General features: G+C 68.1%; 18 protein-coding genes and 1 riboswitch. Of the genes, 3 read left to right on the forward strand and 15 right to left on the reverse strand.

All coding sequences use genetic code 11. From position 1 onward, the window contains the following. Positions 1-443: 443 nt before the first annotated feature. The 9 genes from BMG523DRAFT_RS08385 to thiC all read right to left on the reverse strand — a co-directional run bounded on the left by BMG523DRAFT_RS08385 (position 444) and on the right by thiC (position 5,618). Complete coding sequence (locus BMG523DRAFT_RS08385; RefSeq protein ID WP_011434855.1) at positions 444-758, reverse strand: helix-turn-helix transcriptional regulator; 315 nt, start codon at positions 756-758, stop codon at positions 444-446. Continuing rightward, complete coding sequence (locus BMG523DRAFT_RS08390; RefSeq protein ID WP_011434854.1) at positions 755-1,147, reverse strand: type II toxin-antitoxin system RelE/ParE family toxin; 393 nt, start codon at positions 1,145-1,147, stop codon at positions 755-757. The genes BMG523DRAFT_RS08385 and BMG523DRAFT_RS08390 overlap by 4 nt, the downstream gene beginning before the upstream one ends. Before the next feature lie 70 nt (positions 1,148-1,217). Then, complete coding sequence (locus BMG523DRAFT_RS08395; RefSeq protein WP_011434853.1) at positions 1,218-1,703, reverse strand: tyrosine-type recombinase/integrase; 486 nt, start codon at positions 1,701-1,703, stop codon at positions 1,218-1,220. A 37-nt stretch (positions 1,704-1,740) separates the two neighbouring features. Beyond that, complete coding sequence (locus BMG523DRAFT_RS26345; protein ID WP_011434852.1) at positions 1,741-2,151, reverse strand: DUF5615 family PIN-like protein; 411 nt, start codon at positions 2,149-2,151, stop codon at positions 1,741-1,743. Beyond that, complete coding sequence (locus BMG523DRAFT_RS08405; protein WP_011434851.1) at positions 2,148-2,387, reverse strand: DUF433 domain-containing protein; 240 nt, start codon at positions 2,385-2,387, stop codon at positions 2,148-2,150. The genes BMG523DRAFT_RS26345 and BMG523DRAFT_RS08405 overlap by 4 nt, the downstream gene beginning before the upstream one ends. A gap of 442 nt (positions 2,388-2,829) precedes the next feature. After that, entirely contained in the window at positions 2,830-2,988 is a 159-nt protein-coding gene (locus BMG523DRAFT_RS25240) for a hypothetical protein (RefSeq protein ID WP_160323711.1), read from the reverse strand. Further along, entirely contained in the window at positions 2,985-3,242 is a 258-nt protein-coding gene (locus BMG523DRAFT_RS08410; RefSeq protein WP_330218951.1) for a helix-turn-helix transcriptional regulator, read from the reverse strand. The genes BMG523DRAFT_RS25240 and BMG523DRAFT_RS08410 overlap by 4 nt, the downstream gene beginning before the upstream one ends. A 27-nt stretch (positions 3,243-3,269) precedes the next feature. Beyond that, complete coding sequence (locus BMG523DRAFT_RS08415; RefSeq protein WP_011434849.1) at positions 3,270-3,599, reverse strand: ABATE domain-containing protein; 330 nt, start codon at positions 3,597-3,599, stop codon at positions 3,270-3,272. Between the two features lie 216 nt (positions 3,600-3,815). Continuing rightward, positions 3,816-5,618: a phosphomethylpyrimidine synthase ThiC gene (thiC, locus tag BMG523DRAFT_RS08420; protein WP_134351295.1), complete on the reverse strand. Its 1,803-nt coding sequence runs from the start codon at positions 5,616-5,618 to the stop codon at positions 3,816-3,818. Between thiC and BMG523DRAFT_RS24335 the strand changes: the two genes are divergently transcribed. After that, positions 5,515-5,763 (forward strand): hypothetical protein, encoded by a 249-nt coding sequence (locus tag BMG523DRAFT_RS24335; RefSeq protein ID WP_162238919.1) that lies wholly within the window; start codon positions 5,515-5,517, stop codon positions 5,761-5,763. The two genes, thiC and BMG523DRAFT_RS24335, sit on opposite strands and share 104 nt — an antisense overlap. Next, a riboswitch (TPP riboswitch) is annotated at positions 5,750-5,857 on the reverse strand. (Overlaps the previous gene by 14 nt.) A gap of 145 nt (positions 5,858-6,002) precedes the next feature. Here the strand turns inward: BMG523DRAFT_RS24335 and BMG523DRAFT_RS08425 are convergent. Further along, the gene (locus BMG523DRAFT_RS08425) at positions 6,003-7,637 is read right to left on the reverse strand and encodes an ATP-binding cassette domain-containing protein (protein ID WP_043590831.1); all 1,635 of its coding nucleotides are present in this window, start codon (positions 7,635-7,637) and stop codon (positions 6,003-6,005) included. Continuing rightward, entirely contained in the window at positions 7,634-9,712 is a 2,079-nt protein-coding gene (locus tag BMG523DRAFT_RS08430) for an ABC transporter permease (protein ID WP_011434846.1), read from the reverse strand. The genes BMG523DRAFT_RS08425 and BMG523DRAFT_RS08430 overlap by 4 nt, the downstream gene beginning before the upstream one ends. 144 nt (positions 9,713-9,856) lie before the next feature. Between BMG523DRAFT_RS08430 and BMG523DRAFT_RS08435 the strand changes: the two genes are divergently transcribed. Continuing rightward, complete coding sequence (locus tag BMG523DRAFT_RS08435) at positions 9,857-11,089, forward strand: ABC transporter substrate-binding protein (protein WP_035909880.1); 1,233 nt, start codon at positions 9,857-9,859, stop codon at positions 11,087-11,089. Between the two features lie 106 nt (positions 11,090-11,195). Here BMG523DRAFT_RS08435 and BMG523DRAFT_RS08440 read toward each other — a convergent pair whose 3' ends face one another. The 4 genes from BMG523DRAFT_RS08440 to BMG523DRAFT_RS08455 all read right to left on the reverse strand — a co-directional run bounded on the left by BMG523DRAFT_RS08440 (position 11,196) and on the right by BMG523DRAFT_RS08455 (position 18,862). Further along, positions 11,196-13,157, reverse strand: coding sequence for an ABC transporter ATP-binding protein (locus BMG523DRAFT_RS08440; RefSeq protein WP_011434844.1), 1,962 nt, complete (start codon positions 13,155-13,157; stop codon positions 11,196-11,198). Continuing rightward, entirely contained in the window at positions 13,154-14,887 is a 1,734-nt protein-coding gene (locus BMG523DRAFT_RS08445) for an ABC transporter ATP-binding protein (protein ID WP_011434843.1), read from the reverse strand. Before BMG523DRAFT_RS08445 ends, BMG523DRAFT_RS08440 begins: the two co-directional genes overlap by 4 nt. A 207-nt stretch (positions 14,888-15,094) precedes the next feature. Further along, complete coding sequence (locus tag BMG523DRAFT_RS08450) at positions 15,095-18,160, reverse strand: diguanylate cyclase (RefSeq protein ID WP_011434842.1); 3,066 nt, start codon at positions 18,158-18,160, stop codon at positions 15,095-15,097. 297 nt (positions 18,161-18,457) lie between these two features. Further along, positions 18,458-18,862 carry a YccF domain-containing protein gene (locus tag BMG523DRAFT_RS08455; protein ID WP_011434841.1) on the reverse strand — a complete coding sequence of 135 codons (405 nt, stop codon included), beginning with the start codon at positions 18,860-18,862 and terminating at the stop codon, positions 18,458-18,460. Between the two features lie 509 nt (positions 18,863-19,371). Here BMG523DRAFT_RS08455 and BMG523DRAFT_RS08460 point away from each other — a divergent pair. Then, positions 19,372-20,751 carry a cystathionine beta-synthase gene (locus BMG523DRAFT_RS08460; RefSeq protein ID WP_023840844.1) on the forward strand — a complete coding sequence of 460 codons (1,380 nt, stop codon included), beginning with the start codon at positions 19,372-19,374 and terminating at the stop codon, positions 20,749-20,751. Positions 20,752-20,780: the final 29 nt, after the last annotated feature.

The following is a 20,780-nucleotide window of genomic DNA, read 5'->3' on the forward strand; positions in this document are numbered from 1 at the left end:
CAGGCACCAGGGAATCATCCACCCGAAAGCAATCGGGAAAATTATCCAGCCGTTGCCAGACACTGATCTGGATCAAGAAAACTGCGAAACTCTAGTTATTGAATCACAATAGGGCAGCCGTGTCCAGATGCTAAGATTCCTATTAGTAGCAACATCCCTACCGCGCATCCTCGCCAGCGTCGCTGGACAGGTGATCGTCGAGCTTGCGCAATGCACCTTGCTTCTCCGCCATCGGAGCCTGTCAATCCCGATGAGACATCAGGCTGCTTGGTTCGTGGGTAGCGCCTCCTCGGTCTCGATGATCGCTGGGGGCTGGTTGATCCACGCCTCGGTCGGCAGCGCGGGTGGGGTCGGCCGGCGACGATCACGACTCCGGGGGTGCGCCCCTGGGACAGCAGCAGCGGCAGCGCCGCCCCGATCCGCTTCTTGAGTTCCCGATCGTATCAGGCGATCTGGCGGAGGTCATTACCGTAGTCGAAGATGATCCGCATGCGTGCGCCCAACGCCCGGGCGTATCGGCTCAGGGTTGCCACCTCGTTCACGTCCAGATCACCGTTTTCGATCTGGCTTATCCGGCCAGGTGAGACGCCCATCAGATCGGCGACCTGACGCTGTGTCAAACCAAGGCGCTTGCGCTCCTCGGCCAGGTGGTAGGCGCTGGCCCACGCCTCCGTACGCGCTCGTTCCACGGCGAGTGCCGCGTCATCGCCGTCATGGAGCTCGGCGCGGATGTCCTCCCAGTCATGGAACTCGGTCATGAGCCCTCCCGCCGTTTCCGTTCGACGGCCAGCCAGCCGTCGTAGACAACCTCTGCCGCAGGAATCGCAGCCCTGTACCAGTGCGACCAGTCGCCGGCCTTGTTCCCCGCGACCAGCAGCACGGCCTGCGACCATGGATCGAACACGAAGATCACTCGGATGGCCACCTCGCGGCCCGACCGCGGTCGGAGCTCCTTGAGGTTGCTGATCGTTGATCCCTTGAGGGTGTCGACCAGCGGGCGCCCGAGCGCCGGCCCGGCCTCGGCGAGCATGTCGATTGCCGCGTTGACGGATCGGTAGCTGTCCGGCTCCTCCCGGCGCAGCGAACGCAGCCACTCTCGCACCTCGGAGGTGGCCTTGATCGTCCACCGGGCGGGCGTTGCGGCCATTGGTCAACTATAGCTCAAGCTAAACATGGATCCGGGTGAGTGCAGGTGACGATTGATCGAATATTTCCAATCAACACCACTGAGCTCTGGTCGCCGACAGTATGATCGCGTGTGTGATCCGCAACCGTGCTGGTGGGGGTGTTTGTGGTGCGTTGCCGAGCGCACCCTGCTTGACCTGCGGTTTTTCTCCTATTCGATCTTCTTGTGACCTGTCGGGTGTGCGCGGGGTGTGCGCGGCCCGAGTGGGTGGAGTGCGGGGGACGAGTCGGGCGGCGCCTTCGGCGGCTTCCCGGGCGAGTTCTTCCAGGACCGAGGTGTAGGTGTTGACCGTCACCTCGTGGCTGGAGTGGCCGAGGGTCTCCTGGATGACCTTCAGGTCCGCGCCGCCGCCGTGCATGAGGGTGGCGGCGACGTGCCGGGCATCGTGAAGGCGGATCGGGGGTACCCCGGCTCTCGCGATCTGGTCCTGGAACTCGGCGGAGACGGCGGCGGGATGCAGAGGATCGCCGTCGAGGGTCGTGAACACCGGTCCTGAGGGGTCCCAGTCGAGGCCCATGGCGCGGCGCTCGTCGTGCTGCCGTTCCCGATGACGGTTAGAACTCCTCGACAGTGAGGTCGTCGAGGAGCAGTTCCCGCACTCCCGCGTCGGTCTTGGGCCTGGTGCGCTGCACCTTCCAGCCGACGACGACGAGCTGCCACTGGATGAGGATCTTCTTTTGGTCGAGGTCGACGTCCGGCCAGTTCAGAGCGCATGTCTCTTCACGGCGCGGCCCTCTGTAGGTCACGAGGTGATAGTGAAGCGATCCCGGCGGGTAGGCACGGATGTTCCCGCAGCCGCGGTCGAGGGTGAACACGATCCGGTTCTCGGCAACCGCAGCAGCGAGCACCTCCGGATCGGAGCGGCCCGACAGGTTCTCCGCAAGCACGGTATCGGCATCGATCCCGTGCTTGGCGAGTCGCTCGGCAAGGGAGACCGGGAGACCCTCGTCCAGCTTGACCTTCACGGCGCGGTACGAAGCGGCACGAGATCCTCCCGCGCCAGACGCGCCCCGTAGGCAGCGGCCGCACGGATCCCCGACACGGTCAGCGACGGGTACTCCGCGATGATCTCACCGTCGGACATACCGTCGGCAAGGCAGTCGAGCACGACACTCACCGGCACCCGGGTCCCCCGGATACACGCCTGCCCATGACCGACTGTCGGGTCGGCCACGACGAGCGCCAGAAGATCTTCCGCCATGCCTCCCAGTATGCTCCCGGATCTCAGCGTCGAGCGCCCGTCACGTGGTCCAAGCCGTGGCACGAGTGACAGCCAAGTTGACAGCCAAGCCGCTGGACGCGGGTGGACGTCGACGGATACCGGTGGACGGAACGCTCATGGTCAGCAGACAGGGCGGACGTTGACAGACGTCGACGGAAGATCCAAATCTAACTACGGATCAGAAGGTTGGGGGTTCGAGTCCCTCGGCGGTTGCAACGCGTCGGTGTTCGGGCGGTTCGACGTCTGCGAGCCGGCGGGCCAGGCGCTGTTCGGCGCGGGCGAGTGCCTCGTCGCGTGCCGGGAGTACCTGGTGGGCGCCGAGGCGTGCAGGTCTGGCGGAGCGGGGCGTCGCTGGTGGCGAACGCGCAGGGCCGCCGCCGTCCGCAGACCGAGCAGACCGCTTCCGGGAGTGTGAAGCAGTTCACGCAGATGTCGGGCTGGTCGTCGTGCGCGCGCAGACCGGCACCGCCGCGGTAATCACGTCGGCGGGCAGCGACGGGTCGGCGGCCGCGACCGCGGCGGTCACCGCCACCCGGCGGGCCGCCGCCGTCGCGAGCCGTGACGCCCAGGGGCTGGTCATGACCCGACCCCCGGGCCGGGGATGGCGGTGATGTCGGCGCGCCGGGGCCGGCCCCAATAGGGCTCGACCAGGTCTCCGGGCGCGCAGCCGAGGATGTCGCAGAGCGCGGCGAGTGTGGCCAGCGACAGCCGCTCCGGGATGCCGGTCACCAACCGGTAGACCTGCTCGCGGGAGAGCCGGACACCCCGCTCGGCGAGCAGCGGGACCAGCGCCGTCGTCGCGAACAGCCCACGCTCGGCCATCAGCTTCCGCAGATGCCAGTGGTAGCCGACCTGCGCGCTTCAGTCGGTGGCCAACAGCCCATTCAGTCGCGACAGCGTGGGTTCGTCCGGCACGGTGGAGCTGCCGCCCGCCCAGGCGCCGATGCGCGGCCGCAGCCACTCCCGGAGCTCGACCGCGGCGACGGCGATGCGGTCGAGCTCCTCGGATCCGAACCGGGCAGGCAGCGCCTCTCGTTCGGCCGTGCCGACAAGCCCCGTGAGCTGGAGCCAGCGCAGGTAGCTCCAGCCATCGGCGATCAACTCGATCGGGCCGTCCGCCGAGAAGGCGAGGCTGTTGACGAAGTCCAGCACCGGATGATCGCCCAACCCGATCAGCACGTCCGGGTTCATCGGAGACCTCCCCTCGAGCCGATCACCCAAATAACCACTCCACTTCCTCTTGAGAGGTTACTCCCTCGCCAAAGTAATCGTCTTAGATATCTTTTTTAGATATCTTTTATGGACCACCGGGGCCGCTGCGCCCGCTGAGCCCCCTGCGCCCGACGGGGCCCGCCGCTGACCGGCGGAAGCCCGTCGGAACGGTCGGTCAGGAGTTGGCCACAGCGGTCAGGAGTTGGCCACCGGAAGGTAGATCCGATTGCCGGCGGCGTTGAACTCGGCGGCCTTCTCGCGCAGGCCGGCGGTGACCGCCTCGTCGCCGGCCGGGTCCGCGCCATGCCCGGCCGGGTCCAGCCCGTCCCCGCCCGCGTGTGCCCGCACCTGGTGGGAAATCTTCATCGAGCAGAAGTGCGGGCCGCACATCGAACAGAAGTGCGCCGACTTCGCGGCCGGGGCCGGCAACGTCTCGTCGTGGAACGCGCGTGCGGTGTCGGGGTCGAGCGCGAGGTGGAACTGGTCGGCCCAGCGGAATTCGAACCGGGCGTCCGACAGGGCGTCATCCCAGGCCTGCGCGCCGGGATGACCCTTAGCGAGGTCGGCGGCGTGCGCGGCGATCTTGTAGGCGATAACGCCGGCCTTGACGTCGTCCCGGTCGGGCAGGCCGAGATGCTCCTTCGGGGTGACGTAACAGAGCATGGCGGTACCGGCCCATCCGATCATCGCCGCCCCGATCGCGGAGGTGATGTGGTCGTAGCCGGGGGCGATGTCGGTGGTCAGCGGCCCGAGGGTGTAGAACGGCGCGTCGTGGCACAGCTCCCGCTGCAGCTGCACGTTCTCCTCGATCTTGTTCATGGGCACGTGCCCGGGTCCCTCGATCATCACCTGGACGTCGTGCTCCCACGCCACCTGCGTCAACTCGCCCAGGGTCGCGAGCTCGGCGAGCTGGGCCTCATCGTTCGCGTCCGCGATGGACCCGGGCCGCAGGCCGTCGCCCAGAGAGAACGTGACGTCGTACGCGGCGAAGATCTCGCACAGCTCGGCGAAGTGGGTGTAGAGGAAGTTCTCCTCGTGATGGGCCAGGCACCAGGAGGCCAGGATCGAGCCGCCGCGCGAGACGATCCCGGTCCTGCGCCGCGCGGTCAGCGGCACGTAGCGCAGCAGCACCCCCGCGTGGACCGTCATGTAGTCCACACCCTGCTCGCACTGCTCGATCACGGTGTCCCGGTAGACCTCCCAGGACAGCTTCTCCGGCCGGCCACCGACCTTCTCCAACGCCTGGTAGATCGGCACGGTCCCGACCGGCACCGGCGCGTTACGGATGATCCACTCACGGGTCAGGGCGATGTCCGACCCGGTCGAGAGGTCCATCACGGTGTCCGCGCCCCAGCGGGTCGCCCACACCATCTTCTCGACCTCCTCCTCGATCGAGGAGGTAACGGCCGAGTTGCCGAGGTTCGCATTGATCTTCACGAGAAACGCACGGCCGATCGCCATCGGCTCGGACTCGGGATGGTTCACGTTCGCCGGCAGCACGGCCCGCCCCGCGGCGATCTCCGCCCGCACCGTCTCGACGGGAAGACCCTCCCGCAGGGCGACGAACTCCATCTCCCGAGTGATCTGACCGCGGCGGGCGTAGCCCAGCTGGGTTATGGAAGGCCGTCCCGGCACCGCCCGACGGGGCACTCGCACCCGCCCGTCGAGATCCGTCCCGCCGAGACCGAGCGTCCCAGAACCGGGCGTCCCAGAACCGAGCGTCCCAGGACCCGATGCCCCGGTCCCGGGAACGGTCCGCCGCTCATCCGGCGCGGTGTCGCCACGCTGGGCGATCCAGCTGTCCCGCGTCGCCGGCAGACCCCGGCGCACATCGATCGTCACCCCCGGATCGGTATATGGACCGGAGGTGTCGTACACCACGACGGTGTCACCCGTGGTCAGCACGATCTCCCGCATCGGCACCCGCAGATCGGGATCCGCTCCGACCAGCCAGGTCTTGCGGCTGCCCGTCAGCGGACCCGTCGAGACCGCCGTCATCCCCGCGGCCGAGACGGACGACGAGGAGGACGAGGACGAGACGGACGGGGAGGATGCGGCGGACGACAAGGATGAGGTGGACGGGGACGAGGTGACGGCCTTCGAGGTGGACGAGGACGAACGGTCGGTACGCGACACCATGTAAGACTCCCTACGCCGGCATTACCCGGACAGGTTCCTGCGGTCGGCGGCCCCAGCCGCCCTCTCAGCCCCTTGGCGGAGCTCCCGCGATCAACTTCGACGCTTGTCGACAGTAAGACACCGCCGGCCCGCTCGCCACCCCTTCCGGTTCATCCGACGCATGCCCTACACCATCGGGCGACGTGAAGAGCCCTGTTCCGCCGGACCCCGGTTTCTCTGCGTGGCGGGGAACGCCGGACCAGCTCAGCGGTCCGGGGCCGCCGCCGGCCCGGAACTCCCGCCCAGGTAGGCCGTCTCGATGAGCTCGGGATGCGCGATGAGATCCGCCGCGCTCGCCGACAGCGCGATCCGGCCCCGGTCGAGAACGTAGCCACGGTCGGCCACCTGCAACGCGAGCGAGACGAACTGCTCGACCAGCAGCACGCCGGTCGACGTCTCGAGGGCGATCGTGCGCAGCAGGGCGAGCAGCTGCGGCGCAATCCCGGGTGCCAGGCCGAACGACAGCTCGTCCACCAGCAGCAGACGCGGTCTGCGCACCAGAGCGACGGCCAACGCGAGCCGTTGCCGCTCGCCCCCGGACAGTTCTCCGGCCGACCGGTCGAGCAGGCCGCGCAGCACCGGGAACCAGTCCAACACCCGCCCGATCTCGCCGGATGAGCGCCGGCCGGCCGCCAGGCGCAGGTTCTCGCGGACGGTCAACCGCCCGAGTGATCCTCGTCCCTGCGGTACGACCGCCATCCCCCGGCGGGCGAGTGTGCTCGGCGCGGCCCGGCGCGACCGGTCATCGAGGACCTTGACCCGTCCCCTCGACGGCGTCAGCAGCCCCGCCGCCGTGCGGATCAGCGTCGTCTTGCCCGCGCCGTTCGCTCCGAGCAGCGCCACGATCTCCCCGGCACCGACGGTGAGCGACACGTCCCGGAGCACCGGAACTCCGTCGTATCCGCTCGTGACCCGGTCGAGTACGAGCAGATCGCCCCCGCCTCGGCCGGGGGCCGGCGCCGGGGTGGAGGCGGGCACGGAGTCGAGAGCAGGCACGGAGTCGAGAGCAGACACGGAGTCGAGAGCAGACACGGAGTCGAGAGCAGACACGGAGTCGAGAGCAGACACGGAGTCGAGAGCAGAGGCCGAGCCGGGCCCGGGTCCCGGGGCGGTCCCGGCGCGGTCGCCGCCGTCGGGCCCACCACCGCCCAGATAGGCAGCGCGGACCGCCGGATCGGCGCGCACCTCGGCGGATCGACCGCGCGCGACGACGCGGCCCCCGTCCAGGACGAGGACGTGGTCGCATACGTCGAAGACGAGCTTCACGTCGTGGTCAACGAGCAGCACGGCGATGCCGTCGGCGGCGATGCGGCGCAGCCGGTCGGCGAGCGTCCGGCGGGCGGCCGGGTCGAGACCCGCGGCCGGTTCGTCCAGCAGCAGGACCTTCGGCCTGGCGACGAGGGCGCGGCCGAGAGCCACCGAGGACCGCTCGTCGTGGGAGAGCGTCGACGGCAGGCGATCGGCGATCGTGGCGAGCCCGAGCGACCGGGCCGGATCTGGCCCGGTCGCGGGTCCGGGTGCCCGGGGCGCGACGACGGCCAGGTTCTCCCCGACCTCCAGACTGTCGAAGAGTTCCAGCGCCTGGAAGGTGCGGGCGAGCCCCAACCGCAGCCGCTCATGCGCCGGCAGTCCGACGAGCACGGCACCGTCCAGCGTGACGGTACCCGCGCTGATCGACGCAAACCCGGTGAGGGCGTCGATCAACGTCGTCTTTCCGGCTCCGTTGGGTCCGATGAGCCCGGTGATGGTGCCTGCCGACAGAGTGAAGGAGACATCCTCGAGGATGCGCGTGCGGCCCTGGTCGGCGGCGAGCATGTCGACCGCCAGCAACGCCGTCACGGGGCTCCGCCCGGGTTGACCGGATGCGGGGTCAGGCTCGGCCGGCCCTGGTCCGGCGGCTGCGGGTGTCGCACGTGATCTCCTCGACGCGTTCGCTGCCCAGGACCGGTCCGATGCGTGCCACCCGACCGATCCGCGCGGCCCTGATGATCGGCGCGAGCCGTCCGATGCGGTCGGTACGCGAGCCCGGCCGGACGTAGCACCGCCAGCACCACGACGGCGATCCCGCACAGCACGGACTGGTACTTGCCGAGCCCGGCAACCTGGTCCAGCACGATGAACACGATTCCGCCCGGCACCAGCAGACCGCCCAGCAACGCTCCGCCGACACTCGTCACCCCGCCGGCGGCCGCGATCGCCAGGAAGAACAGCGAGGCCGTGACGCCGAACGAGTCGAAGGACAGACGTCCCTGGCCGTAGCCGATGAGGCAGCCGCCGAGACCGGCGATCGCGGCGGAGAGGGTGAAGGCGAGCACCTTCGTACGACGGACGTCGATCCCGGCCGCGGCAGCGGCCCGTTCGTTCGCGCGCACGGCCAGCATGCGCCGGCCCAGGTCCGCGGTGCGCAGCCGGGCGACTCCGTAGCAGCACGCGGCGAGCACGGCCAACGCCAGCAGCCCGTACTGCGGCCGGGGGAACCCGGCACCGGCGAGCCCGAGATCGAGGCCGAAGATCTTCGGACTCGGTACTACCGACCCGGCCAACCCGCCGGTGACCAGCGGGTTTCCGAACACCACCTCCTGGATCGCGACGCCGGCGACCAGAGTGATCAATGCCAGGTCGATTCCACGCAGCCGCCGTGACAGCACCCCCAGCAGCAGGCCCGCCACGGCGGCGGCACCCGTGGCGAGCAGGGGTGCGATCGGGAACGGCACGCCCAGCTCACCCTGGAGTCTGGCCAACAGGAAGCCGGCGACACCGGCGAGGGTCATCTGTGCCAACGAGAGCTGTCCGACGTACCCGGTCAACACGACGAACGACAGACACACCACGGCGCCGGCAAGGCTGCGTTCGAGGCCGAGCCGGTAGGGGCCGGCCAGCACGAGGATCGCGACCACCCCGAACGGCACACCGACCGCGAGGTGGCGCAGGGGAGACTCCGGCGGGTCGACCACCGGCATCGGAGCCGACACGGCGACGCCCGCGGCGCGACCGGGAATGAGATCCCCGCGCCGGCCCGCCACCGCGATGACCAGAAGCATCGGAAGCAGCGCGCGCAGTCCCGGCTGGTTCAACCAGGAGACGTCCTGTTGCAGCGGGATCAGGACGGCCTGGGTCATGCCGAGGCCGAGAGCTCCGACGACGGTCAGACCGAACGAGGACAGGCCACCGAGCAGAGCGGCGGCGAGCGCGGGAACGACGAACAGCGAGTAGCTCGTCGGATTCAGCGCACTGATCGGCGCCACGAGGATCCCGGCGAGGGCGGCGAGCACGGCCGCCATGACCCAGTTGACGGCGGCGATCCAGCCGGGCCGCCGGCCGAGAAGCGCGGTGGTCTGCTCATCCTCGGCGACGGCGCGGGTAGCCAGGCCGAACAACGTCCAGCGCGACATCGCCCACAGACCGGCGGCGACCACGATGACCGACGCGGCGAGCAGCAGCCGGTCACTCGCCACGGTCACGCCCAGCAGGGACAGCGGTGACTGCGGCAGCACCGGGCTGAGGAACCTGTTGTCAGATCCGAACTGGAGCACGGCGACGGCCTGCAGCGCGATCGTGAGGCCGACCGCCGCCACGACCGTCATCAGCGGCTGGGCACGCCGCAAGGGCCGAAAAACCACCAGATAGGATGCCAGTGCTAGAATTGCCGCCATTGCGAGGGATACTGACAGGGCTAGCCCGAAGGTGGGCGTGTCGGTGAGATGAATTCTTGGCGGCATCCCGACGACGGGCAGTACGAGGTCCCCGACCTCCCGTAGTTCTGCGTACTGGTAGGTGGCGTACATAGCGAACGCCCCATGGGCGATGTTCACCACGCCGGACGCGCGGTAGGTGAGCACGAGCCCTAGCCCGAGCGCCGCGTACACGGCCCCCGGGCCAAGGCCGAGCAGCAATGCTGCTATATACGTTGTCACCGGGCCCCCGTAGACGCATCTATTGCAGATAGAGAGATCCGAACTGCGATGAAGACCGGACGCATGGTCACACAACAGTCCCCGTCCGGCCGGTCGACGGTCAAGCCCCCAGAACTGGACGACAGAAGTGTAGCTTCACGAGCCGTGAGACAAGCCTCCCGCATCCTCCTCGCGTTCTCCGTAGCCTTGTCCGTCGTTGTCGCCGGGTGCACGAGTCAGCGCGGTGGCTCGTCCGGCGCAGCTGCCGGTGGCAGCGCGGCGGCGAGCCGCCTGACCGGGCCTGCGGTCACTGTCGGCTTCGTAACGGTTGAGAACAGCACTGTCGGGTCATACCCGGAGACCCGGAAGGCCGCTCAGGCCGCCGTGGACTACGCCAACACCTCTCTGGGCGGGCTCGACGGTCGACCGCTCCGGCTGATCAGCTGCGCAACCGACGGCTCGCCGGAGTCCTCCCAGAACTGCGCCAACCGGCTTGTCGCCACGAAACCACTCGCGGTGGTCGGCGGGATCGATTTCGGCGCGGAGGCGGCGATGCCGATATACGAGACCGCCCACATCCCGTACGTCACCGGCTCTCCTCAACTGAGCGGAGAACTCGGCTCACACAACGCCTTCGCATTTTCCGGCGGTTCGCTCAGCGAGCTGCTCGGCCTCACCGACTATCTGACGAACATCCGGCATGTGCGCAGCGTGCATGCCCTGTACCTCGACCTGCCCGGCCTGCTGTCCGCCGCTATCCAGGGATCGCAGAACGTCCTGCACCATAAAGGTGTGTCCGACGTCAAACTGGTGCCGGAGAAATCCGACGCGGCAGACTTCGCGCCGGCCCTGACCCAGGTCGCGGCGGGCAAGCCGGACGCGATCATCGTGGTGTTCCAGGCGGCGACGTGCACCCGGATCGTCCAGGCCGCGGCGGCGCTGAACATCCGCAGCGACATCTACTTCATCGGTCCCTGCACCACCCCCGCGGTGCCGCGCGCGGCCAGCGGCCGGACCGACAACCTCTACTTCGCATCCAGCTACCTACCGGTCGGGACGAGCGATGGTGACGCCGACACGGCGGCGTTCCGTAAGGCGATCCCGGAGGCCGATCGGTCCTCGTCGTCGCAGGGATCCTTCTCCGCCGTCCTCAACATCCGGTCGCTGCTGGCCGGTACCGCCCAGCCGACCTCGGCCGCCCTGCTCACGGCGCTTCGCGCCTCCCACGACCGCCCGAACGTCATGGCCCATCCGTTCACCTGCGACGGCAAGCAGATCGACATCTTCCCGGCGATCTGCAACACGGCGGTGCGGCTGCTGGCGTGGAAGAACAACACGTTCACCGATGTCACCGGCAACTGGCTCGACGGGCGCCAGCTCATCAAACTGATCAACTGACCACGTTCGCCTAACAAGCCGTCCGGCTCGTGCTCATCCCCGCTGTCACACGCACGGGCCGGTGGCGCAACCGCTCACGCAGATCTCGACCGTCAGATCTCGACGGTCAGATCTCGACGACGGCCTGGGCGAACTGGGACTGGTACAGCCGGGAGTATGGGCCATCGGCGGCCAGGAGCTCGGTGTGGGTGCCCTGTTCGACGATGGCTCCGTTCTCCATCACGAGAATGGTGTCCGCGTCCCGGATGGTCGACAGCCGATGCGCGATGACGAACGCGGTCCGCCCCGCCCGCAGGGTCGACATCGCCCGTTGGATGAGGACCTCGGTACGGGTGTCCACCGAGCTCGTCGCCTCGTCGAGAACCAGGATCAGAGGTTCCACGAGGAAGGCGCGGGCGATGGTGATCAGCTGCTTCTCCCCGCCGCTCACGCCGACCCCCTCGTCGTCGAGCACGGTGTCGTAACCCGCGGGAAGAGTGCGGACGAACCGGTCGACGTGCGCGGCGCGGGCCGCCGCCACAATCTGCTCGTGGGTGGCGCCCTCCGCACCGTAGGCGATGTTCTCCGCGATCGTTCCGCCGAACAGCCAGGTGTCCTGCAGGACCATGCCGATGCTGGCCCGCAGTTCATCCCGCGACATCGCCGCGACATCGACCCCGTCCAAGGTGATCCGTCCGCCGGTGACCTCGTAGAAGCGCATCAGCAGGTTGATCAGAGTGGTCTTGCCGGCGCCGGTCGGCCCGACGATCGCGACGGTGTGACCAGGTTCCGCGACAAGTGACAGGTCCTCGATCAACGGCTTGTTCGGTTCGTAGCGGAAGGAGACGCGTTCGAAGGCCACCCGGCCACGAAGCCGCTCCGGATGCGCCGGAACCGCCCGGTCGGGTTCCTGCTCGACGGTGTCGAGCAGGTCGAACACCCGCTCCGCGGAGGCCACCCCGGACTGCACCAGGTTCGCCATGCTGGCAACCTGGGACAACGGCTGGCTGAACTGCCGAGAATATTGGATGAACGCCTGGACGTCACCGATCGACAGCGAGCCGGACGCGACCCGCAGGCCGCCGATCACAGCTACCAGCACGTAGTTCAGGTTTCCGATGAACAACATCGAGGGCTGCATGAGACCGGAGATGAACTGCGCGCGCCAACTGGCGGCGTAGAGCCGCTCGTTCTGCTCACGAAAGATCTCCGCGGATTCCTCCTGCCGGCCGAACGCCCGCACGAGCGTGTGCCCGGTGTACATCTCCTCGATATGGGCGTTGAGACCACCGGTGATCCGCCACTGGGCGACAAACTGGGGCTGAGCCAGCTTGCCGACCCGGGTCGCCATCATGATCGACACTGGCACCGTGACCAGCGCGATCAGGGCGAGGATCCAGGAGATCCAGAGCATCATCGATAGCACGCCCACGATCGTCAGCGTCGACGCGACAATCTGCGACATGCTCTGCTGCAGGCTCTGCCCGAAGTTGTCGATGTCGTTGGTGACCCGGCTGAGCACCTCGCCTCGCGGCTGACCGTCGAAGTAACGGACGGGCAACCGCGAGATCTTCGCCTGGACGTCGCGGCGCAGATCACTGATCACTCTCTGCAGGGCCAGGTTCGCCAGCCGGGCCTGGAGCACACCGCACAATCCGGACACCGCGTAGACGACCACGACCCCCAGCAGCACGACACCGATGGCATCGAAGTCCATGCCATGACCGGGGGTCACGTCGAGCGAGGCGAGCAGGTCCGCCTGGGTACCGTGGCCGGTGGCACGCAGCTGCGCGACCGCCTGTTCCTTCGTGCTGCCGGCTGGCAGCCGCCGACTGAAGATCCCCGCGAACACCAGGTCGGTGGCGTGGCCGAGCAGGCGAGGACCGATCACGCTCAGGCCGACGCTCAACGTCGCCAGGACCACGACGGCGATCAGCAGGTGACGCTGCGGTCGCAGCAGTCCGAGCAGCCGGCGGCTCGACGCGGCGAAGTCCATCGACTTCTCCGTCGCGCCCGGGCCCACGAAGAACCGAGCGGGCCCGGCCGTCGGGGCCGGGCCGCGGCGCGGTGCCGGTACCGGGCTGCTCATGCCGCCTCCTCCTCGGTGAGCTGGGAGAGCACAATCTCGCGGTACGTGGTGTTGTCGGCCATCAGCTGCTGGTGGGTGCCGACGCCGGCCACCTCACCGTGGTCCAGCACGATGATCTGATCCGCATCCCGGATGGTGGCGACCCGCTGAGCGACGATCACCACGGTCGCGGCGGAGGTCTCGTGGGCGAGCGCCCTGCGCAGGCGGGCGTCGGTGGCGTAGTCGAGGGCCGAGAAGGAGTCGTCGAACAGGTAGATCTCCGGGCCGTGAACGAGCACGCGGGCGATGGAGAGCCGTTGGCGCTGGCCGCCGGAGACGTTCGTGCCACCCTGGGCGATCGCGGTGTCGAGACCGTCCGGCATGGCTTCGACGAAGTCCTTCGCCTGCGCGATCTCCAGCGCGCGCCACAGTTCGTCGTCGGTGGCGTCCGGATTTCCGTAACGCAGATTGGTCGCGACGGTGCCGGAGAACAGATACGGCTTCTGTGGAACCAGGCCGACGGTCCGGGCGAGCAGCGCCGGGTCGAGATCGCGGACGTCGACACCGTCGACGAGGACGGCGCCCTCGGTGGCATCGGCCAACCGCGGGACCAGACCGAGCAGCGTTGTCTTGCCGCTACCGGTGCTGCCGATGATGGCTGTGGTCTGACCCGGCCGGGCGCGCAGGCTGATTGCGCGCAGGACCGGCGCCTCCGCGCCCGGGTAGTGGAACCCGACGCCCCGCAGTTCCAGGTCACCGTGGCGGCGCAGCTCCCGCACCGGGTTCTGCGGTGGCAGGACCGTGGAGTCGGTCTCGAGCACCTCCTGGATGCGCTCCGCGCACACCTCGGCGCGGGGAATCATCATGAACATGAAGGTGGCCATCATCACCGACATCAGGATCTGCATCAGGTAGCTGAGGAAGGCTGTCAGCGCGCCGATCTGCATCTGGCCGGCGTCGATACGGTGGGCACCGAACCACAGCACGGCCACGCTCGAGAAGTTGACCACGGTGAGCACGAGCGGGAACATCAACGCCATGAGTCGACCGAACCGCAACGAGATGTCGGTCAGTTCGGCGTCAGCCACCGCGAACCGGCGCCGCTCATAGTCGTCCTGGACAAAAGCGCGGATCACCCGGAGCCCGGTGATCTGCTCCCGCAGGATCCGGTTGACGGCGTCCAAGCGCTCCTGCATCGCCCGGCCCAGCGGCCGCATCCGTCGCACGATCAAGCTGATGATCACTGCGAGGACCGGAGTGATCGCGACGAGCAGGAGCGAGAGCCCGGCATCCTGGTTGACCGCCAGGATGATGCCGCCCAGGCACATGATCGGCGCGGAGACCATGAGCGTGAAGCTCATTAACATCAGCATCTGCACCTGCTGCACGTCGTTCGTGGCCCGGGTGATCAGAGAGGGCGCGCCGAAGCGGCCGACCTCCCGGGCCGAGAACGACTGGACCCGGTCGAACACCGACGCCCGGATGTCCCGACCGAGCGCCATCGCCGTCCGGGCTCCGAAGAAGACGGCGGCGCCGGCACAGACGATCTGCACGACGCTGACACCGAGCATGAGTCCACCGATACGCATGATGTAGCCGGTGTCGCCGATGACCACTCCACGATCAATGATGTCGGCGTTGAGGGTGGGGAGGTAGAGCATGGCGATCGTCGCCACCAGCTGCAGAAGGACCAGTATCGAGATCGGCCGGCCGTAGGGGCCGAGGTGAGCCCGCAGAAGTCGGATCAGCATACGGTCCCTCTCGGTGGCGGCTGGTGGTCGAACCGGTAGATCGCGACAACGGTGAGTAAGCACACTGCAGACGTGTTGCGACCCTACGACGTCAACCCAACATCAGGTCAAGGCATTTTCAGTGCCGCGCACTGGAGAGTCGAGGGTCAGTGCCGCGCACTGGAGAGTCGAGGGTCAGTGCCGCGCACTGGAGACATGGCGGCTACCTCATGTCGGATACCTGCCGGGGATGTCGGCGAGCGGTGCGGGTCCGCCGAAGAGGCTGCCCTGGCCAAGGCCGCAGCCGCTGTGCGCGAGGGTGGCGGCCTGCTTCGCGTCAGCGATGCCGGTGCCCAGCAGTGAAATGCCCAGTCCGCGGATGGTGGCGAGGAACGCCGTGCGCAGCGTGCCGTCGTTTTCTTCTTCCCCGGGGGTGCGGCCGTCGGTCAGCGATTCGGTCAGGTGCCGGGTGGCGGCGGCGTCGAGCACGATGATCTGGACGGGAAGCGGCAGAAGGGGATCGAACGAGAGGTCCTCGGCGTCGGGATAGGTGATCGCGAGCCTGATACCTCGTGCGGCCAGTCCGCGCAGCGCCCGCAGGGCAGCCTGATCGGTGTGGTGCGTCGCGCCGGCGACGCGGAGCACGAGAGCATCGGGTGGCAGGTGGTGGACGGTCAGAGCATTGACCACCTCGGTCGTGAACCGGGCGTCAGCGGCATCGAGGATCGAGACGGGGATGTGGAGGGCCACCTCCGGATGGCCCGTGCTTCGGTATCGGCCGAGGTCACGGCAGGCCCGGTCGAGCAGGATGTGCTCCAGTGCGGGGGCCAGCCCGGTCTGCTGGGCGGTGAGGGTGAGACGGTGGTGGGGAACGGATCGGGAGGACGGGTCGTCCCACCGAAGCGCCGCCTCGACACCGACGGTCCGACCGGTGTGGAGCTCGATGATCGGCTGATAGCTGACGTTGAGGGTACCGCCGCCATCCTCGCCGCGTACGGCGTGGGTGAGGCTGGTGCGCAGGGCGTCCTCGGCGCTGGCGGGGCACAGCTCCGGCCGGTACACCACCAGGGTGCCCTTACCCCGCCGTTTTGCGGCGTACATGGCGGAGTCCGCCTGTTTCAGCACGCTTTCCGCGGTGGCCTGAGTGCCGGGGTCGACAACGACCAGCCCAATGCTGGCCTGGGTTGTATGAACCGTTCCGGCGAGTACCAAGGGTACGCGGAGTGTTTCCAGGATCCGCCGCCCGATGGACTCGGGGTCGACGCAGCCGCCTTCCAGCAGGACCGCGAACTCGTCGCCGCTGATGCGGGCAACCGTGTCGGTGCTACGGGCGCAACTCGTCAGCCGACCCGCGGTTACGCGAAGCAGGTCGTCGCCGGCCGCGTGCCCGAATCTGTCGTTGACGCTCTTGAAGTCGTCGAGGTCGCAGAACAGTAGTGCAAGCTGCGTGTCGTCCTGCGTATTGTCGTGGAGGCGCCGGGCAAGTCCGCGTTGCAGTCGGGCCGTCAACAGCGTGCGGTTCGCCAGGTCGGTCAGCGGATCGTGCAGGGCCTGGTGGTGCAGCTGTCGTTCGCGGGTGTAGCGGTGGGCGTTGTCCAGGCACAGCGCCGCGCGGGCGGCCAACTCCTCGGCCAGGGCCAGGTCGTCGTCCTCGTAGGGCTCTGGTTGCCGGGAGCGGCAGAAACTGGCCACCCCGAACATCACGTCGCGGGCGCACAGGGGGACGGTGATGAGCGAGTGGATCCCCTGCGCGAGGAGTTGCTCGACGCGTTCGGGGTCCTGGGCCTGCCAGCCGGGAGCCGCGTGCAGGTCGGCCTCGAGCACCGCTCGCCCGCTGGCCAGGCACCGAGCCTGCGGCGTGGAGGGCAGGAAGCTGATCTGGTGACCGGCCGGGTAGAGAGCGAGGCCTTCCTGGATGCCGTGCAGGGCGGCGCGGCGCAGCAGTGCGGTCGGACGCAGCGAGTCCTCGCCCCGCAGAACAGACTCCGACAGGTCCACCGTGACGACGTCGGCGAGTTCGGGCACGGCTGCCTGGGCCAGTTCCTCGGCGGTCCGAGTCACGTCGAGGGTGGTCCCGATGTGCATACTGGCCTCGTACAGCAGGGTGAGGCGTCGCCGTGCCGCCACCGCGAGACGGCCGATTCCCTGTTCCCCGATCGCCAGCAGTGACGCGCCGATGGCGGGCTGCCGGCTGGCCGGGTACGCACTGGCCACGGGTGTGCTGGCCGGGCGGGTGGCGTCGGGTGCACCCGCCGGCAGTCGCGGCGTCGGCCTGGGCGCGCTGAGCGCGGCATACGGCAGGAAAAGCCCCGGCGCCGACGGGGCACCGGCGTCGGCCCCCCGCGGCTGGCTGTTGAGGTGTCCTGCCACAGCCGCGGCGCTGGTCATGAGGCGACGGGGCGGCCCGAAGGGAAGGACGACCTCGACGGCCAGCCCGGCCACTGCGGAGTGCGTCCGTACCTCCCTGCACACCAGCGTGGCAGTCTGACCGTGCGGCAGGGATACCTCGATGGCGGTCGGCCGGCCCGCTGCGATCAGTTCAGCGGCCTTCTCCTGCAAAACCAGCCGAGTATCGTGCTTGATCTCGATGCCGGACCCGGCATCGAGATCAAGCGGAAACTGTGCGCCGCCAGCCGGTATCCGCATCCGGTGTTTGGCCTGCCGGTACGCCAGGAGCAAGGCGCGTTCCCGCTCGCTCGCCTGTTCCAGCAGGCGATGTTCGATAGCGCGGCCAGCCTCCCCCACCATGGCTTCCGCCGACGGATTCGCCTCGGCGAGCCTGCAAATGAGGCTGAACACGCCTTCGATACGCCCGCTGAGGGGGTCGCGGACGGGAGCGGATATGCACGCGTCCGGTTGGTAGAGGTCAGCAAAGTGCTCGGCGCCCGAGACGCGGGCGGGGCGCCTTTCCACGAGGGCGAGGGCTACGGCGCTGGTGCCGACCAGGTGCTCGGCGACGCAGAACCCAGGGTGTAGGCCGAAGGATGCCTCACCGACCCGGTGCGCCAGTATTCTTGCCTGGTCGTCGGTGAGACACACGCACACCCAGGTCCCGGCGATCATGGATGCCAGTCGGTCGAGTACCGGGTCGGCCGCGCGGACCAGGCGCGTGTCCAGATCAAGATCCGGATCATAGACGGGGGAGCACCGGTCCGGGCTCACGTTCAGTACCTGGCTGCGCCACCACGAACCCAAAATCGCGTTTTGTGGTCCTTCCGCTACCAGGTCCCCCGTCAGGAATCGTTCCCGCAGGTGAGCGCTGTTACGCTGCGCAAGGTCATCCCAGATGTCCACGATGATTTCACCTCCCTCCTCGGGAGCCCAGAGGTTTCCGCGTCACCCTCCTGGCCTGCGCGCACATTCCACACCATCAAATCTACTACACCATTGTGGGCCTGCTGTCGCCTACGGAATGCTCCGATCTGCGAGCGACGCCCGAGATGAGACCGGTATAAGCACGTATGCGATGCTGGCGACGCTACCGGTGGAGCGGGACGGCATAGTCGATCATGTCGTTGTGATCATGCGGCCGGCATTCTGTTCGCGCGGCGGCGCGGCACGGTCCGAGCACGCTCGACCTGCCGCGGCGGCTCAGAATGCCGCGCGAGCTCCGACCGCGGGGGCGTCGACGTCCACGATCTCCTTACCCAGCGGCAGCAGCGAGACCGGGATCAGTTTGAAGTTCGCCAACCCGAGCGGGATACCGATGATGGTGAGGCAGAGTGCCAGGCCGGTGGTGAGATGTCCCAGTGCCAACCACCAACCGGCCAGCAGGATCCACAGCACGTTTCCGACCAGGGACGCCCCGCCGGCGCCGGGTCGGTCGACAATGCGCCGTCCAAACGGCCACAGGGTGAAGTTCGCCATCCGCAGGGCGGCGATCCCGAAGGGAATCGTGACGATGAGAATGAAGCACACAAGCGCCGCGAGGGCATAGCCGACGGCAAGCCAGAAACCACCGAATACCAACCAGATGACGTTGAGCACGAGGCGCATGAGCTGACCCGCTCTCTCCCGATCCGACACCGGGATCGTGGTGAACGCCGATGGCAAGCCTGCCGGAAGCATCAGCGCCACTGTCGATCGGCCGCCACTCGTCGATCGGCACCGACTTTATCGTACCAATCCAGCCCAGGTCGTCCGAACACGACCGTCCGAACACGGTCAGGTACACCACGATGACACACCGTCAGGTACACCACGATGATCTGCCCCGGGGACGCCATCGCAAACGGAGTGGATGCCACGCGGCCCGGCACGTTCCGGCCCTGCTCGCTACTGTCATGACAGCAGTCCATGCCGGCCGGTCGCGACCGACCGGCCGCGGCCGCACGAACGCAGGTGACGTACGCCGCCGCCTGGCGCAGGCAGCTTCCCGGCCACGGTCGTCGGTATCCAGGAGGTGAGCCGGTTCGGGTAGCCCAACCGGCTCCCGCCCGCCGTGGACACGAGGTGTCGCCCCGGTTACCTCTCTCGAGAGCGGAAGTGATGCGCGGATGACCGATATGCAGGCATTCGACCACGTAATCGATCTTGTCGGAAACACGCCGCTGGTCCGGATCACACCGACGATCGAGACGACGCCGACGCCGGTGCTGGCAAAGCTGGAGTACCTTAATCCCGGTGGATCGGTGAAAGACCGGGTAGCGCTGACCATGGTCTCCGCCGCCGAGGAGGCCGGACTGCTTCCGCCTGGTGGGACCATCATCGAACCTACCAGCGGAAACACCGGTGTCGGCTTGGCCCTGGTGGCGGCCCGGCGGGGCTATCGCTGCGTGTTCACCATGCCCGACAAGATCAGCGAAGAGAAACGAGCCGTCCTGCGCGCCTACGGCGCCGAGGTCGTCATCTGCCCGACAGCAGTGGCACCCGACGACCCCCGCTCCTACTACTCGGTGGCCCGCCGGCTCGTCCGCGAGACTCCCGGTGGTTGGAGCCCGGATCAGTATTCCAACCCGAACAATCCCGCTGCGCACTACGCTACGACCGGGCCGGAGATCTGGCAGGCCACGAACGGTCGCGTCACCCATTTCGTCGCCGGCATCGGGACCGGCGGGACGATCAGTGGAGTCGGCCGTTACCTCAAGGAGGCGTCCGGCGGAACCGTGCAGATCGTGGGCGCGGATCCGGAGGGTTCGGTCTACTCCGGTGGCAGCGGCCGGCCCTACCTCGTCGAAGGCGTCGGGGAGGACATCTGGCCGACGACCTACGACAAGACGGTCGTCGACCGGGTGGAGGCGGTCAGCGACCGCGACTCGTTCCTGATGACGCGCGAGCTGGCCAGGAAATGCGGGCTGCTGGTGGGCGGATCAGGCGGGCTCGCGGTGGTAGTCGCCCTCCGGGTCGCTCGCGAGCTCGGCCCGGACGACGCCGTTGTGGTCCTGCTTCCGGACTCCGGCCGCGGATACCTGTCGAAGATCTTCAACGACGAATGGATGTACGAGTACGGCTTTCTGGAGCCGCCGTCGAACGAGCCGACCGTCTCGGACGTCCTGCGGAACAAGGCCGAACAGACCAGTGGTCCCCCCGATCTGGTGCATGTCCACCCGGCCGAGACAGTCGGTGCCGCCATCTCCTACCTGCGCGAGTACAACGTGTCGCAGATGCCGGTGGTGCGGCACGAACCGCCCCTGCGGGCGGCGGAGGTCGCGGGTTCCGTCATCGAGCGGCATCTGCTCGCGGCGGTCTTCGCCGACCGGTCCGCCATCGACGCTCCGGTCGCCGATCATCTGTCGCCGTCGCTTCCGATGGTGGGTACCGGCGAGCCACTGGCCCGGATCGTCGCGGTGCTCGGGGACGAACCCGCGGTGCTGGTACACGACGAGGGTAATCCCGTCGGCATCCTTACCCGTGCCGACCTGCTGAGTTTCCTGGCCGTCCGCTAGATCGGCACCGATCATCGAGAACGCCCTAG

The sequence above is a fragment of the Frankia sp. BMG5.23 genome, from assembly GCF_000685765.2.
In the GTDB taxonomy this organism is placed as follows: Bacteria; Actinomycetota; Actinomycetes; order Frankiales; family Frankiaceae; genus Frankia; species Frankia casuarinae.

Coding starts and splice junctions, on each gene's coding strand:
- BMG523DRAFT_RS08385 (WP_011434855.1), bottom strand. CDS start 758: ATGACCGAGTTCCATGACTGGGAGGACATCCGCGCCGAGCTCCATGAC.
- BMG523DRAFT_RS08390 (WP_011434854.1), bottom strand. CDS start 1,147: ATGGCCGCAACGCCCGCCCGGTGGACGATCAAGGCCACCTCCGAGGTG.
- BMG523DRAFT_RS08395 (WP_011434853.1), bottom strand. CDS start 1,703: ATGGGCCTCGACTGGGACCCCTCAGGACCGGTGTTCACGACCCTCGAC.
- BMG523DRAFT_RS08405 (WP_011434851.1), bottom strand. CDS start 2,387: ATGGCGGAAGATCTTCTGGCGCTCGTCGTGGCCGACCCGACAGTCGGT.
- BMG523DRAFT_RS25240 (WP_160323711.1), bottom strand. CDS start 2,988: ATGACCAGCCCCTGGGCGTCACGGCTCGCGACGGCGGCGGCCCGCCGG.
- BMG523DRAFT_RS08415 (WP_011434849.1), bottom strand. CDS start 3,599: ATGAACCCGGACGTGCTGATCGGGTTGGGCGATCATCCGGTGCTGGAC.
- thiC (WP_134351295.1), bottom strand. CDS start 5,618: ATGACGGCGGTCTCGACGGGTCCGCTGACGGGCAGCCGCAAGACCTGG.
- BMG523DRAFT_RS08440 (WP_011434844.1), bottom strand. CDS start 13,157: ATGAGCAGCCCGGTACCGGCACCGCGCCGCGGCCCGGCCCCGACGGCC.
- BMG523DRAFT_RS08445 (WP_011434843.1), bottom strand. CDS start 14,887: ATGCTGATCCGACTTCTGCGGGCTCACCTCGGCCCCTACGGCCGGCCG.
- BMG523DRAFT_RS08455 (WP_011434841.1), bottom strand. CDS start 18,862: ATGCGCCTCGTGCTCAACGTCATCTGGTTGGTATTCGGTGGTTTCTGG.
- BMG523DRAFT_RS08460 (WP_023840844.1), top strand. CDS start 19,372: ATGCAGGCATTCGACCACGTAATCGATCTTGTCGGAAACACGCCGCTG.